The sequence below is a fragment of the Tissierellales bacterium genome (assembly GCA_025210965.1).
Taxonomy (GTDB): Bacteria; Bacillota; Clostridia; order Tissierellales; family JAOAQY01; genus JAOAQY01.
Window position 1 is genome coordinate 16,715 of the sequence record JAOAQY010000158.1, and the last position, 15,883, is coordinate 32,597.

At 33.8% G+C, this 15,883-nt stretch carries 10 protein-coding genes and 1 other annotated feature (1 of these 11 only partly in view); all 10 genes read left to right on the plus strand.

Annotated elements, in window-relative coordinates; translation table 11 throughout:
* Nucleotides 1–23 (minus strand) — a binding site (T-box leader) (it extends 209 nt beyond the left edge of the window).
* Nucleotides 24–150: 127 nt separating this feature from the next.
* Nucleotides 151–603: a YkvA family protein gene (locus N4A40_10945; protein ID MCT4662369.1), complete on the plus strand. Its 453-nt coding sequence runs from the start codon at nucleotides 151–153 to the stop codon at nucleotides 601–603.
* 78 nt (nucleotides 604–681) lie between these two features.
* Nucleotides 682–2,928, plus strand: a complete 2,247-nt coding sequence (pcrA, locus tag N4A40_10950) for a DNA helicase PcrA (GenBank protein MCT4662370.1) — start codon at nucleotides 682–684, stop codon at nucleotides 2,926–2,928.
* Between the two features lie 8 nt (nucleotides 2,929–2,936).
* The gene (ligA, locus tag N4A40_10955) at nucleotides 2,937–4,922 is read left to right on the plus strand and encodes an NAD-dependent DNA ligase LigA (protein ID MCT4662371.1); all 1,986 of its coding nucleotides are present in this window, start codon (nucleotides 2,937–2,939) and stop codon (nucleotides 4,920–4,922) included.
* A 677-nt stretch (nucleotides 4,923–5,599) separates the two neighbouring features.
* Nucleotides 5,600–6,526, plus strand: a complete 927-nt coding sequence (locus tag N4A40_10960; protein ID MCT4662372.1) for an ABC transporter permease — start codon at nucleotides 5,600–5,602, stop codon at nucleotides 6,524–6,526.
* 76 nt (nucleotides 6,527–6,602) lie between these two features.
* Nucleotides 6,603–7,499, plus strand: coding sequence for an ABC transporter permease (locus tag N4A40_10965; GenBank protein MCT4662373.1), 897 nt, complete (start codon nucleotides 6,603–6,605; stop codon nucleotides 7,497–7,499).
* Nucleotides 7,500–7,512: 13 nt separating this feature from the next.
* Nucleotides 7,513–8,538, plus strand: a complete 1,026-nt coding sequence (locus N4A40_10970) for an ABC transporter ATP-binding protein (GenBank protein MCT4662374.1) — start codon at nucleotides 7,513–7,515, stop codon at nucleotides 8,536–8,538.
* Complete coding sequence (locus N4A40_10975; protein ID MCT4662375.1) at nucleotides 8,539–9,510, plus strand: ATP-binding cassette domain-containing protein; 972 nt, start codon at nucleotides 8,539–8,541, stop codon at nucleotides 9,508–9,510. It begins immediately after the preceding gene.
* 244 nt (nucleotides 9,511–9,754) lie between these two features.
* Nucleotides 9,755–11,482, plus strand: a complete 1,728-nt coding sequence (locus N4A40_10980; GenBank protein ID MCT4662376.1) for a peptide ABC transporter substrate-binding protein — start codon at nucleotides 9,755–9,757, stop codon at nucleotides 11,480–11,482.
* A 286-nt stretch (nucleotides 11,483–11,768) separates the two neighbouring features.
* Nucleotides 11,769–13,514 (plus strand): peptide ABC transporter substrate-binding protein, encoded by a 1,746-nt coding sequence (locus tag N4A40_10985; GenBank protein MCT4662377.1) that lies wholly within the window; start codon nucleotides 11,769–11,771, stop codon nucleotides 13,512–13,514.
* Nucleotides 13,515–13,662: 148 nt separating this feature from the next.
* The gene (locus tag N4A40_10990; protein ID MCT4662378.1) at nucleotides 13,663–15,864 is read left to right on the plus strand and encodes an N-acetylmuramoyl-L-alanine amidase; all 2,202 of its coding nucleotides are present in this window, start codon (nucleotides 13,663–13,665) and stop codon (nucleotides 15,862–15,864) included.
* The last annotated feature ends 19 nt before the right edge of the window (nucleotides 15,865–15,883 follow it).

A 15,883-nucleotide genomic window follows, 5' to 3' on the forward strand; every position in this document is an offset into this window, starting at 1 on the left:
CTTTCCTTTATCTTCGTCTTTTTTAGCATTATAAAATAATTTTAAAAATTTGTCAAATACTAATATATAAATATTATATTATTTTTAGGACTAATATGAATAATTCGGGATATAATAAATAAGGAATGATTGAGAATTGGGAGGTAGAAAATGGAGATTAAAGAGTCAAAGCAAAGTGAAGAGGAGATTGAGCAAAAAGCACTTATAGAATTTCAAACAAATCAAATACAATTATGGACGGATAAAGCAGAAACTTATTCGAAGGAGAAAAGCAAACTAGAAAAATTATTGAATAATACAGTTTTGAAATTTAAAAAAGTATCTCAAAAATATTTTGGTAGTTTGGTAATACCTTTAAAAAATATTGTTGAATTACTAAGTGATTATAAGAATGGTCGATATACTGAGATACCTAAAAATACAATAACAGCAAGCATAATAGCGCTTTTATACTTTGTAGTGCCAACAGATATAATACCGGATTGGATAATATCAATAGGATTTTTGGATGATTTGGCTGTAGTTTCACATTTGTTGAAACAAATTCAAAGTGATTTAGATGAATATGCAAAGTGGAAGATAGAAAATAGCAATGATGAGTGAGATATAATTTGGATAAAAAATAAAATGCTGATATAATAATAAAGTTAGAGTAAAAAGAAATAGTGAAGGGTGAATTTGATGAGTAAATTTGTAGAAGGTCTAAATGAAAAGCAGAAAGAAGCAGTAATTACAACTGAAGGACCACTTTTAGTGCTAGCTGGTGCTGGCTCAGGCAAAACGCGAGTATTAACACATAGAATAGCGTATATAATAGAACAAAAAAATTTAAGACCATCTCAAGTGATGGCATTGACCTTTACTAATAAAGCTGCAAAAGAGATGAAAGAGAGATTAAGCGCACTAATCGAGGGGCCGTTAGATGGTATGTGGGTTAGCACATTTCACTCTATTTGTGTGAGAGTGCTCAGACGAGAGGCAGATAAACTAGGATATACAACAGGTTTTGTCATTTATGATAGTCAAGACCAAAAAACACTAGTGAAGCAGTGTATAAAAGAAAAAGATTTGAATGAAAAGACATATGAACCAAAAGCTATATTGGGTTTTATATCCAAGCAAAAAGAAAAATTGTTGACACCAAAAGAGTCTTTTGATGCCAATTTTAAAGACTTCAGAGAGAGAACAAAAGCGGAACTATACATGCTTTATCAGAAGAAACTCAAAGACAATAATGCTATGGATTTTGATGATTTGATAATAAATACATTGAGGTTATTTAAAGATTATCCATTGGTATTGGAATATTATCAAGAGAGATTTAAGTATATACTTGTAGATGAATATCAAGATACGAACAGAGCGCAGTATTTATTGGTAAGTCTACTTGCACAGAGACATCAAAATCTTTGTGTGGTTGGAGATGATGATCAAAGTATATATGGTTGGAGAGGCGCGGATATTAGAAATATACTTGATTTTGAAAAAGATTATTTGGCTGCAAAGGTTATAAAACTTGAGCAGAACTATAGATCAACTAAAAATATATTAGATGCGGCAAATTTGGTTATAAGAAATAACACTGGAAGAAAAGAAAAAGCATTGTGGACATCGCAGGAAGATGGAGATAAGATTACTAGATACTCTGCTCAAAATGAGCAAGACGAGGGATTATTTGTCATAAAAGAAATCAAAAATGCAATCGAAAAAGACTATAGAGAATATAAGGATATAGCGGTATTGTATAGAACGAATGCGCAGTCAAGGGTGTTTGAGGATTGTCTTATGAAATCAACTATTCCATATAAGATAGTTGGAGGACTAAAATTCTATGACAGAAAAGAAGTAAAGGATACTATTTCATATTTGAGAATTCTCCAAAATCCTCATGATGATATAAGTTTAAAAAGAATAATAAATGTTCCTAAAAGAGGAATCGGAAAAACTACAATAGATAGATTGGAACAATATGCTTTGACAAATGAAATCAGTTTGTTTGAAGCAGCTATAAATGCAGAACTTGTTGTAAGTTTGAGCAATGCTGCGCAGACAAAGGTTAAGAAGTTTGTAGAGAAAATGTCTAAACTTATGGCGATGAAAGAAGTACTCCAAATAGATGAATTGTTTGAAGCTGTATTGGATGAAAGTCAATATATAGAGGTTTTAAAAGCAGAAAATACTATAGAATCAATGTCTAGAATAGATAATATTGAGGAATTTAAATCAGTTATAGTTGAATTTACTAGATCAAGTGAAGACAAGACTCTTGAAGCATTTCTTGCGGATGTATCTCTAATGAGTGATCTAGATAAAACAGAAGAAGTTGAAAATAGTGTAACACTTATGACACTTCATAGTGCTAAAGGACTTGAATTTCCAGTAGTTTTTATGGTTGGATTGGAAGAAACTATATTTCCAATCAGTAGAGCAATGAATACGTATGAAGAAATGGAAGAGGAACGAAGACTTTGCTATGTAGGTATTACTAGAGCTCGTGAAAAATTGTATATGACAAATGCTGAAGTTAGAATGCTATATGGAAGAACTCAGTGTAACGGCGCTTCAAGATTTTTAGACGAAATCCCAGTAAATCTAATTGAAGACAGACAAAAGGCATCTATTAGCCAAAATAGGAAACAACAAGTTGGGCAGAGCCTAAATGACTTTTTTAAAGGGGTTTCGTACCAATCTCAAAAGAGTAAAGTATTAAAAGAGAGAGAGATCAATAATAGTGTTTCTCATGATGAAGAATATTCGTCAGGTGCTTATTGGAATGCAGGAGATAAATTGTCTCACAAATTATTTGGTGTAGGTACTATTGTACAATTGAAAGGAAGCGGAGAAAATTTAGAAGCTCAAGTAGCATTTGAAACTAAGGGAATAAAAAAGCTTATGCTTAATTTTGCACCAGTAGAAAAAGTTAAGTAGGAGGAAAAATGGACGCAAAAAACAGAATGGAAAAACTTGTTGAAGAATTAAATGAATTAAATTATAGATATTATACTTTGGATGATCCGTTAGTGAGTGACTCAGAATATGATAAATTATATGATGAGCTAGTAGAGTTGGAGAAAAATGAAGGAATTGTGCTTTTGGATTCCCCTACTCAAAGAGTTGGCGGAGAGGTATTGGATCGTTTTGAGAAACACAAACATCTTTCAGCCCTTTATAGTCTTGGAAAAGCTCAAAGTTTTGAAGAAATAAAAGCTTGGGCAGATAGAGCTAAAAAATTAGTAGATGAGTATAACTCAAGCACTGATGATAAATTACCTAGTATAGAGTATGTTATGGAATATAAATTTGATGGACTTACATTGAATTTAACTTATGAAGGCGGTAAACTAATCCAAGGTGCAACTAGAGGAAATGGCGAAGTGGGTGAAGGAATATTAGAACAGATAAAGACTATAAAAAATATACCGCTTAGCATAGCATATAAGGGAAGGATAGAAATTCAAGGAGAGGGGCTTATGCCGTTATCTGCCCTAGAACATTATAATAGTACTCATGAAGAACCTTTGAAAAATGCAAGAAATGCAGCTGCAGGTGCTCTTAGAAATTTAGACCCTAAAGTTACTGCTGACAGAAATCTAGCTGCTTATTTTTATAATATTGGATATTTAGAAGAAAGACTTTATTCTGATCATGAAGAAATGATGGAGTTCATACGTATTCAAAAACTGCCACAGTACAAGTACATGAAAAAATTTGGTAGTATAGATGAGCTTATAAAAGAAATAGAGGTACAAGCGGAAGTTAGAAAAGAATTAGATGTTTTAACTGATGGCATGGTTATAAAAATAAATGATGTGCGAACTAGGGAAGTTTTAGGATACACTCAAAAATTTCCTAGATGGGCAGTTGCGTATAAATTTAAAGCTGAAGAAGTTACCACTGTATTGAATGAAGTAGTGTGGAATGTCGGAAGAACTGGAAAAGTAACACCTACAGCAATATTAGAACCAGTAGATATAGGAGGAGTTACTGTTCAGAAAGCCACATTAAATAATTGGGATGATATACAGAGAAAAAAGGTATTCATAAATGCTAGAGTATGGATTAGGAGAAGTAACGATGTAATACCAGAAATAATGGGAATAGTGGATGAGGATGTCTCGAATGGTAAACAAATAGATATGCCAGTGGAATGTCCAGCATGTGGAAGTAAACTTGAACGTGAGGGAGTCCATATTTTTTGCCATAACACATTGTCGTGTGAGCCACAATTAGTTAATAGACTAGCTCATTTTGCATCAAGAGATGCGATGAATATTGAGGGATTTAGTGAAAAAACAGCGTTACAATTAGTTAGAGAACGTGAGATGCATACTATAGCGGATTTGTATGATTTGACAGAAGGAGATTTAGTTGAGTTAGAAGGATTTAAAGAAAAGAAAATCGCAAATCTTTTGAGTGCTATTGAAAATAGTAAAAAGTGTGAATTAGATTCATTTATATTTGCTTTAGGAATTTCAAATGTAGGGAAAAAAACAGCTCGGGATTTGGCCAATTATTATGAAAACTTGGAAAACATAATGAATGCTAAAGAGGAAGAACTTATAGAAATTCCAGATGTGGGTCCAATAGTAGCTAGTGAAATTGTAAACTTCTTCAAGGACGATTTAGTGCAGAAACAGGTTAAAAGATTACTTGATAGTGGAGTGAATCCTGTATATAAAAAGATTGAAATAAAAGAAAATCATTTTAGTGAAAAAATAATTGTAATAACTGGAACGTTGAGTGATTACAAAAGAACAGAACTAAAGAAAATACTCCTTGATTTAGGTGCAAAAGTGACTGGAAGTGTTAGTAAGAAGACGGATTATCTTATTATTGGTGAAAATCCAGGTTCTAAATATGATAAGGCTAGGGAATTAGGTGTAGAGATAATTGATGAAAATAGTTTGAAAAAACTAATCTAGATAAAAAAAAAGAATGCTTTGAAAAGCATTCTTTTTTTTATAACTTGCAAATGCTGATGTTTTTGATGTGATTATTCGCAATACATAATATTTTTCATCGCATTATGTGCTAAATAATTATACATAATCATAGTAACAAATAATGTAAAAAACGAATAAAAAGTGATAGCTAAAAATAAATACAAGTTTAAAATCATTTAAATAACGGAATATGTAAAAGCATAAATATACGAAAGACTAAAAAATATGCAATGTACGTTAGAAAAATAACAAAAAACAGGCGATTAGCTGTATATATTACGAGATATTAACAAAATATTTAGAGTTCTGTAATTGTAAAGTAGATGTAAATAAAGTATCATATATGTAGGTTATATCAACTTTTGAACGGATTTGATATGCAAAAAAACTTATTGAGCTTGTAAATTTTGATTCTAATATCAATTATCTGAAAATTTAGGTTATGGAAGAATCTAAAAAAATATGATAATTTATTCAGAGCAGATGAGTCATTTAATTAGTGAGTAATGATTGGAAGTTTTAATTTATGAGGGGTATCATAGATAAACTTGCAATTATTGTTTATAAACACTAGAGGGGATTAAAGAAATTGGGGGAGGGATGCCGATTAAATTTGTGTCAATGGCACATTAAACTATTACATCGGAGGTGTATTTATGCTAAGGTACATTTTAAAAAGAGTTGTTTCGATGTTTGTTACACTTTGGGTAGTTATTACAGTTACGTTTTTCTTGATGCATTCAATACCAGGAGATCCGTTTACTAATGAGAAAAAAATACCTGAAGAAATCATGGCGAACTTGAAACACAAATACGGTTTAGATCAACCGTTGATTGTTCAGTATGGTAAATATTTGCAAAACTTGACAAAATTAGACTTGGGGATTTCACTTAAATACAAAAATCGTTCGGTTAACGATATGATTTCTGAAGGATTCCCAGAATCAGCGAAGTTAGGTATGTCAGCATCGCTATTTGGTATTACAATGGGTATTTTATTAGGTATTATAGCATCCTTGAATCATAAGGGTTTTTGGGATTATTTTGTAATATTTATAGCAATAGTCGGGGTATCCGTCCCGAACTTTGTCTTTTCATCCTTGTTCCAGTATGTATTTGGTGTTCAATTAGGGTGGCTACCAGTTGCTCGTTGGGGAACTCCAGTGCATGTAATTTTGCCAGCTGCGGCATTAGGCTTCAGAATGATTGCATTCCAAGCTCGTATGATGAGAACTAGTATGCTTGATGTATTGGGACAAGACTATATTAAAACAGCAAAATCTAAAGGACTTACAAAGGCAAGAGTTACTCGCCGTCATGCGATTAGAAATGCTATTTTGCCAGTTATAACTATTTTGGGTCCATTATTGGCAGCAATGCTTACGGGAACTTTTGTTGTTGAAAAAATATTTGCGATTCCTGGACTTGGTAAGTTCTATATTCAGAGTATTCAACAAAACGACTTTACAGTAATACTAGGTACTACAGTATTCTACTCGTCAGTACTAGTACTTATGATATTCTTTGTTGATGTTGCCTATGGACTTATCGATCCAAGAATTAGATTAGATGAAGGACAATAAGGGGGGACTTAAACGGATGGCTCAAGAAATGAAGCTTGAAAAAGTAGATACTAGTGAAATAACTCTAGACAAAAGCATGTTTGTCATTGAGGGAAAAGATATTGAAAAGTCTATGCAAATTAGTAGACCGAGTATGACTTATTGGCAAGATGCGTGGAGACGTTTGAAAGAAAATCCAGTTGCCATTGTTGCCTTGATAATGCTGATTGTCATGGTATTGTTTGCTGCTTTTGCTCCAGTACTTAGCAAATATGATCCTAGTTTTCAGGATTTTACAGCTATAAATAATGCACCTAGTGGAGATCATTGGTTCGGAACAGATACATTAGGTCGTGACTTGTTTGTTAGATGTTGGGTAGGAGCACGAGTATCATTGGCAATAGCTTTTATCACAGCGTTGATTAACTTCACAATCGGTATTTTCTACGGTGGTGTATCAGGATACAAGGGTGGTACAGTAGATAACGTTATGATGCGTATTATTGATGTTATATTCTCTATTCCATCAATGCTTTGGATTATATTATTGATGGTTGTTATGGGAGCAGGTTTTTGGACTATGATATTAGCTCTTTCTGTTACTGGTTGGGGTGGTATGGCTCGTCTAGTTCGTGGTCAAGTACTACAGCTTAGAGAGATGGAGTTTGTTATGGCAGCTAAGACATTAGGTGCAGATAGCAAGCGCATTATAGCAAAACACTTGATACCAAATTCTATGGGACCTATTATTATTAACTTAACATTTGCAATTCCAGGCGCAATCTTTACAGAAGCGTTCTTAAGTTATATTGGTTTGGGACTTCCACTGCCTATGGCAAGTTGGGGTACTTTGGCTAATGATGGTGCACAAGTATTGTTAATGTTCCCATATCAATTGTTCTTCCCATCGTTACTTATCAGTATTACGATGTTGGCATTTAACTTATTGGGAGATGGATTGAGGGATGCACTAGATCCAAGACTACGAACTTAGGGAGGCGAAAAGCATGGAAAATAAAGACAACATTTTGTTGGAAGTTAAAAATCTTAAAGTATCATTTGATACCTATGCAGGTGAAGTCCAAGCTGTTCGTGGAGTGGATTTTCACTTAGAAAAGGGTGAAACATTGGCTATCGTTGGGGAGTCAGGATGTGGAAAGTCAGTAACATCTCAATCTCTAATGAAATTGATACCAATGCCACCAGGAAGAATTAAAGATGGAGAAATCTTATTTGATGGACAGAACATAGTTGATTTTACAGAAGGTCAAATGCAGGACGTACGTGGTAGTGAAATCAGTATGATATTCCAAGATCCTATGACTTCATTAAATCCAACTATGAAGATATCAAAGCAGATTATGGAGGGATTGATTAAGCATCAAGGCATGACAAAAGAACAGGCTCACGAAAGAGCTGTTGAGATGCTTAGACTTGTTGGTATACCTTCTCCTGAGACTCGTGTAGATCAATACCCACATGAATTTAGTGGTGGTATGAGACAGAGAGCTATGATTGCTATAGCGCTTTCATGTAACCCTAAATTATTGATTGCAGATGAGCCAACAACTGCGTTAGATGTTACTATACAAGCTCAAATTTTGGAGTTAATGCAGGAGCTTCAAGATAAATTAGATACAGCTATTATAATGATTACTCATGACTTGGGTGTTGTTGCAAACATGGCTAAGAGAGTAGCAGTAATGTATGCTGGTAAAATAATTGAAACAGGAACACTTGATGAGATATTCAAAACGCCTCATCATCCATATACTTGGGGACTACTTCTTTCTGTTCCTAGAATTGATGCAAATAATAAGGAGGAACTTGCTCCAATCGTTGGTCAGCCACCAGATTTATTTGCACCACCTAAAGGATGTCCATTTGCAGCTAGATGCGATTATGCAATGCCAATATGTAAAGAGGAGTATCCTGAAAAAACTGATTTATCGGACACTCACTACGTACATTGCTGGTTAGAGCATGATATGGCGCCAAAAGTAGAATGTCCTTTGCATAAGGAGGCGGAATAGATGTCGGATAATAAAACATTGATAGAAGTAAGAAACCTGAGAAAGCATTTCCACGTTGGAAAAGACGCGGTATTAAAAGCTGTTGATGGAGTGGATTTTGCTATCAAGGAAGGCGAGACTTTAGGTCTTGTTGGAGAATCTGGTTGCGGTAAATCAACAACTGGAAGAACAATAATAAGATTGTATGATGCAACAGAAGGTGATGTTATATTTGAAGGAGCAGATGTTCATAAATTGAATAAGAGAGATCTTAAAGAATTTACGAAATCAGCTCAGATGATATTCCAAGATCCATATGCATCACTAAATCCAAGAATGACGGTTACTGATATAATTGGTGAAGGCATTGATATTCACGGGATTTACAACGGAAAGAAAAGACAAGAACGTATTTATGAATTACTTGAACTAGTAGGATTGAATAGAGAGCATGCTAATAGATTTCCACATGAATTTAGTGGTGGTCAGAGACAGCGTATAGGTATAGCTAGAGCTTTAGCTATTGAACCTAAATTTATAGTGTGTGATGAGCCTATTTCTGCTCTAGATGTATCTATTCAGGCACAGGTAGTTAACTTGCTTATAGAGCTTCAAGAAAAGTTAGGATTAACTTACTTATTTATAGCTCATGATTTGAGTATGGTTAAGCATATATCAGATCGTATAGCAGTTATGTATTTGGGAAAAGTAGTTGAGCTTACAACTAGTGCAGAATTGTATGAGAAGCCAATGCATCCATATACTCAAGCGTTACTTTCTGCGATTCCGATACCAGATCCAGAGATTGAAAGAACTAGACAGCGAATCATACTTGAGGGAGATGTTCCTAGTCCTATAAATCCTAAGCCAGGATGTAGATTTGCTTCTCGTTGTCAGTACGCTAAAGATATATGTAGAGAAAAAGATCCAGAATACAGAGAAGTTGAACCAGGACACTTTGTATCTTGTCACTTAGTTGGCAAAGAAATTTAAATTTGTATTTAAGAGTTTTCCTTTAAGGAAAACTCTTTTTTTTATTCAAAAAAAGCGCAAAATAAACAGATTGGTGAGTGGCGCATTAGAAATATGAAAACTAAGAACAGTAAAAGTCAAAGTGATATCAGATGCCGAATGTTACAAAAAAGACATTTATCATTGACAAAATATTAAGAATTCTTTATAATTAAAGAAAGTTGTTAAGGAAAAGTTATAATTAAAAAGAGGGGGAAAAATGTGAATGAAAAAAAATAAGGTATTGGCATTTGTTATGGCAGCAGCATTATCTCTATCGGTATTATTGACAGGTTGCGCAGGAGGGCAAGAAACTTCTAAAGAGGAAACAAAAGAAACAGAGACTAAAGTTGAAGAAAAAAAAGAAGTTGCTGAGGAACAAGGGGAAAAATTGGCAGCAGAGCAGGTATTGAGAATAAATTGGGGAGCTAATCCGCCAGACTTATATCCGCAAACAGCAACGGATACAGTTTCATTCCAGGTTATAAATGCAGCATATGAAGGTTTAGTAAGATTACAAGCAGATGGCAAAGCTTATCAAGATACTGGACTTGCAAAATCTTGGGAAGTAAGTGAAGACGGATTAGTGTATACTTTTAAATTGAGAGATGCAAAATGGTCAGATGGAACGAAAATTACAGCTAATGATTTTGAATATGCGTGGAAAACTGCACTAGATCCTGCGACCGCATCTCAATATGCATATATGCTTTACCATGTAAAAGGTGGAGAAGCTTACAATGCAGGAGAAGGTAAAGTAGAAGATGTAGGTGTCAAAGCGGTTGATGAAAAAACACTAGAGGTTACACTGGAAAGACCAACTCCATTTTTTGCTAGTTTGACATCATTTATCACATATTTACCAGCACAAAAAGCAGCTATTGAAAAACATGGTGTAGATAAGTATGGTGCTGCGATAGAAAACATGGTTTTTTCAGGTCCATTTAAGATTACAGAATGGGTTCAAGAGCAAAAATTAGTTCTTGAAAAGAATGAAATGTATTGGGATAAAGATTCAGTGAAACTTGATAAGATTGTTGGAGATATGATAGTAGATACAAATACACCAGTAAATCTTTATGAGACAGATGAATTAGATGCAATTACAGTTCAGACTGAATATTTAGCTAAATATAGAACGTCACCAGATTTTGCAAGCTATGCAAACGCAGTTACGTGGTACTTGCAATTTAACTGTGAAGATGAATTCTTTGGAAATGAAAAAATCAGAAGAGCATTTTCACTAGCTGTTGATCGTCAAGGTTTCGTTGACAATATTTTGGCAAATGGTTCTAAGGTTGCTATGGGACTAGTTCCTTATGATATGCCGGGGTTGTCTTCAGGTGGAGATTTTAGAGCTCAATCAGGAGACCACATCAAGGATATTGGAACAGAGGGGCAGGCAGCTATAGATGAAGCTAATAAATTGTTGGAAGAAGGATTAGCTGAGATTGGAAAAACTAAAGATGAATTGGCATCACATGTGACTTATTTGACAGGTGATTCTGATATATCTAAGAAAATCGCGCAGGCATTCCAGCAAATGTGGAAACAAAATTTAGGTATAGAGCCACCTATAGAAGCAGTTACTTTTAAAATTAGATTAGAGAGATACGATAATAGAGATTATACGTTAACAATGGCAGGTTGGGGAGCAGATTACAATGACCCAATGACGTTTATGGATTTATTTGTTACTGGCGGTGGACAAAATACTGCTTCTTGGTCAAATGCAGAGTTTGATGCTTTGATTGATAAAGCATATAATACTGTTGGTGATGAAAGAATGCAGGCAATGATTGATGCAGAAAGAATTTTATTTGAAGAGCTACCCATAGCGCCTATATACTTTAGAGCTAGAAATGTAGTTCAGAGAGATTATGTAAAAGGTTGGGTAAGATTCCCTGTTGGCGTTGACAACGAGTGGAAATGGACTTATCTTTTAGAACACTAGAATTTTAAGAATAATAATATATTAAGTTCATGAAAGAAACATCTAGCTCACGGCTAGATGTTTCTTTTTCTTAATAAAAATATTTCGAAAAAGAAATAATAATTACAAAAAAGCAACATTCCTTGCGTGAAAACTAGAAAAATGTTAAAATTGCATCATAAATATTACACAACATTGACCAAAATGTAATAAAATTATATAAAAAAGGTAAATGTTAAATTATTCAGTTATCCATCAATTAATTGGGTAAGAGAATAAAAGTAATAAAAAAAGAGGGGGAAAACAAATGAAGAAGACTAAGTTATTAGCAGTATTGTTAGCAGCAGCTATGTCTATGTCAGTTGTTCTTACAGGTTGCGGCGGAGGGAATGCACCTGCGGAGCCAGAAAAGAAAGAAGAAGTAACTCAAACATCAACAGATGCAGAGAAGAAAGAAGAGACAAAGGATAGTGCAACCGACGGGGAAGAGAAGTTAGCAGCGGAGCAAGTCCTTAGAATTAACTGGGGATCGAATCCACCAGATTTAGATCCACAAACTACTACAGATCAGGTATCGTTTGAAGTGGTAAATGCTTGCTACGAAGGTTTAGTAAGATTACAGCCAGATGGTAAGGCATACCAAGATACAGGCCTTGCAAAATCTTGGGAAATCAGTGAAGATAAAATGACTTATAAGTTTATGCTGAGAGATGCAAAGTGGACTGATGGTACTCCAATAACAGCAGAAGATTTTGAGTATGCTTGGAAGAGAGCTTTAGATCCTGCTACTGCATCACAATATGCTTATATGCTTTATCATATAAAAGGAGCTCAGGCATATAATGCAGGAGAGGGTAGCGCAGACGATGTTGCTATCAAAGCACTAGATGAAAAAACACTAGAGGTTACACTAGAAAGACCAACTCCATTCTTTGCTAGTTTGACATCATTTATCACATATTTGCCAGCACAAAAAGCTGCTATCGAAAAACATGGTGATAAATACACTTCAGATGTAGCAAACATGGTATTCTCGGGACCATTTAAAATTACTGAATGGGTTCAAGAACAGAAATTAACGCTTGAAAAGAATGAAATGTATTGGGATAAAGAAAATGTTAAATTAGATCGTATTGAAGGCGATATGATTATTGACATCAATACTCCTATAAATCTATATGAGACAAATGAATTAGATGCTATTGCAGTACAGACAGAGTACTTAGCTAAATACAGAACTTCTCCAGAATTTGGTAATTTAGCTATAGCAACTACATGGTATTTACAATATAACTGCGAAGATCCATTCTTCTCAAATGAGAAAATCAGACATGCATTTTCTATGGCAGTTAATAGAAAAGCATTTGTTGACAATGTATTAGCTAATGGATCACAAGTAGCTAGTGGTTTAGTACCTGGAAACATGCCTGGTAAATCAGGTGGTGGAGATTTCAGAACTCAATCTGGTGAATTTGTTAAAGATGCCGGTACAGATGGACAAGCAGCAATAGATGAAGCAAACAAATTATTAGATGAAGGTTTAGCAGAAATCGGAAAAACTAGAGAAGAGTTAGCAGCACATGTATCATATTTGACAGGAGAATCTGATGTTGCTAAGAAATGGGCACAGGCATTCCAACAAATGTGGAAACAAAATTTAGGACTTGAAGTTCCTATTGAAACAGTATCGTTCAAAATTAGATTAGAGCGTTACAACAATAAAGACTTTACACTTACAATGGCAGGTTGGGGAGCAGATTACAATGACCCAATGACATTCATGGACTTATTTGTTACAGGTGGCGGACAGAATACAGCATACTGGTCAAATCCAGAGTTTGATGCTTTGATTGAAAAAGCTACAAACACAACAGGTGATGAAAGAATGCAAGCTATGATAGATGCAGAGAAGATATTGCTTGATGAACAACCAATTTCACCAATATACTTTAAAGCTAGAAACTTCGTACAGAGAGATTATGTTAAAGGTTGGGTAAGATACTCTGTAGGTGTTGATAATGAGTGGAAGTGGACTTATTTAACAGAACATTAGAAACTACTAAAGAGAGGGCTTCGGCCCTCTCTTTTAAATTGTTTAAATTTAGATATAAAAAGTGAATAAATTAGATGAAATTGATTAAAAATAGCGGATAAATGTGCTATAGTGTACATAGAAGAATACGTAAAAAAGAGGTGTAGTATTGAAAAAATTAAGTTGTTGTTTGTTTATTGTATTATTGATATTAAGTTCTAGGTATGTTATTTTAGCAGAAGAAGCTTTCAAAATTGGAGATGAAATTATTTGTGATGTTGAAATACTAAATGTTAGACTCATGGCATCGGCTACTAGTGATAAAGTTGGAAGAGTAAGCCAAACTCAAAAAGGTCAAGTATTAAGTGATGCAATATATAACGAGGGATATACTTGGTATAAGATTGATTTTGGGGAAATAAAAGGCTGGGTAGCTGGAGAATATTTAAAATTATCTAGTAGACAGGAAACAAGGATAGCATTCGTAAATGTAGAATCGGTATTGATGCTTAGGGAAGAACCTAGTGTACAAAGCAGAGTTCTTGATAAATTGAAGAAAGGTACTAAACTTGAAATCATAGGAGAAACTATAAACTCAGGATCGTACGAGTGGATACAGGTTCGAATTGGTGATATGAGCGGCTATGTTGCGCAAAAGTATTTAGTTTTTAGTGAAAGTAGCATAGGTGGTGGTTCAGGTTCAGTTTCTGAAGATAGTAGCGTGAGAAAATTGATTGATGTAAAAATAAATAGAGATGAAAACTATCTGCCAACATTTGATTTTATAAGTTCTAAACCATTAGAATACGACAAATATTTTTTAGATAGTGGTGCAAATGGTGAAGGTAGAATTGTATTGGATTTGAAAAATAGTAGTTTGGAAAAAGTTATTGAAAAAAACATAAACATATATCCAGTTAAAAGTATTAGAGTAGCGCCCTTAAATCAAAATACGATTCGTGTAATAATAGATTTGGAGAAAAAGAAAGAATACTATATAAATGAATTAGATGGCCAATACGGTATACAGCTTCACTTCGAAAAGGATGATTATTATTTAGGCGATAGTAGAGATACTATATCTAGCGATAGTAAAAAAAATGATAATAGAGATGGAAGCACAAATTATTTTAGTGGGTTAAAGAAAATTACGGAAGATGGCTATACATTGAAATTTGAGACAGAAAAGAAACCAGATTATAGAGTAATCAGATTGGATGATCCCAAAAGGTATGTTATTGATATAATGAATACAAGGTTATCAGAACCAAATTTAAAAATTGATGATAAGAACTCATATTTGACGAGAATTAGGACTTCTCAATTTAATCCAGATTCTAACTATAAAAATATTGGTGAAATTGTAAGGGTGGTTTTTGATTTAAAAGAGGATACATTGATTGAAACTAAAATTGAAGATGAAAGCCTAGTTGTTAGATTTGCAAATGATATGAATGAGAATCGAGAATCAAATATTTTAAAGTATGAGAAATTTTATGATAAATCAAAAATTATGATAAGTAGAGATGACTTAAAAAATGACAAGATAATATTTGATGATGAGAAAAACTATTTAAAAATCGAATTGGATGATTTAGAAGAAGAAAGTCAAATACCTATAAATGATGACCGAATATCGAAAATCAGATATGACTTAAGTGGAGAAAAGGCTGTGGCTTATGTAGATTTGTATAATAATATTGACTATTCTGCTAGGTGGAATGGTGAAATTTATGAAATTACTTTTGAAAAACAGAGACCTGCAGTTGGTCAAAAAACAATAGTTATTGATGCAGGACATGGTGGAGACCACAGAAAACTTTACAAAGGCCATATAGGCGATAGTGGTGCAATATCACCGTATAGCAAGGTAATGGAAAAAGATTTGACATTGAGTGTTTCCTTAAAATTAAAAGATGTATTGAAAAGTAGAGGATATAATATTATAATGACTAGAGATAAAGATGAATATATTTATCTTTATGACCGAGCTGAGATTGCAAATCAAACAGATGCAAATGCATTTATAAGCATACACTTTAACAGTTCTAAATCACCAAATTCAAGTGGTGTGCTCACAATGTATTGTCCTTCTTATGAGAGTGAATTGAAATCGAGTGATCAATATCCTCTTGCGAAAGCTATGCAAGAAACATTATCATCGGAGTTAAATATGAAGAGTATTGGTATTTGGAAAAAACCACAGTATGTAGTGCTTAGAGAGACTAAGATGCCATCAGTTTTATTAGAACTAGGATTTTTGACAAATAGAAGTGATGAAAAACTAGCTAGGTCAGAAGATTATCAAACTAGGGCGGCAAATGCTATTGCAAATGCATTAGACAAATATTTTGCAGAGGGTAATAATTAAATTTAGATGGGGGAATGTA

Coding starts and splice junctions, on each gene's coding strand:
- N4A40_10945 (MCT4662369.1), top strand. CDS start 151: ATGGAGATTAAAGAGTCAAAGCAAAGTGAAGAGGAGATTGAGCAAAAA.
- pcrA (MCT4662370.1), top strand. CDS start 682: ATGAGTAAATTTGTAGAAGGTCTAAATGAAAAGCAGAAAGAAGCAGTA.
- ligA (MCT4662371.1), top strand. CDS start 2,937: ATGGACGCAAAAAACAGAATGGAAAAACTTGTTGAAGAATTAAATGAA.
- N4A40_10960 (MCT4662372.1), top strand. CDS start 5,600: ATGCTAAGGTACATTTTAAAAAGAGTTGTTTCGATGTTTGTTACACTT.
- N4A40_10965 (MCT4662373.1), top strand. CDS start 6,603: ATGTTTGTCATTGAGGGAAAAGATATTGAAAAGTCTATGCAAATTAGT.
- N4A40_10970 (MCT4662374.1), top strand. CDS start 7,513: ATGGAAAATAAAGACAACATTTTGTTGGAAGTTAAAAATCTTAAAGTA.
- N4A40_10975 (MCT4662375.1), top strand. CDS start 8,539: ATGTCGGATAATAAAACATTGATAGAAGTAAGAAACCTGAGAAAGCAT.
- N4A40_10980 (MCT4662376.1), top strand. CDS start 9,755: ATGAAAAAAAATAAGGTATTGGCATTTGTTATGGCAGCAGCATTATCT.
- N4A40_10985 (MCT4662377.1), top strand. CDS start 11,769: ATGAAGAAGACTAAGTTATTAGCAGTATTGTTAGCAGCAGCTATGTCT.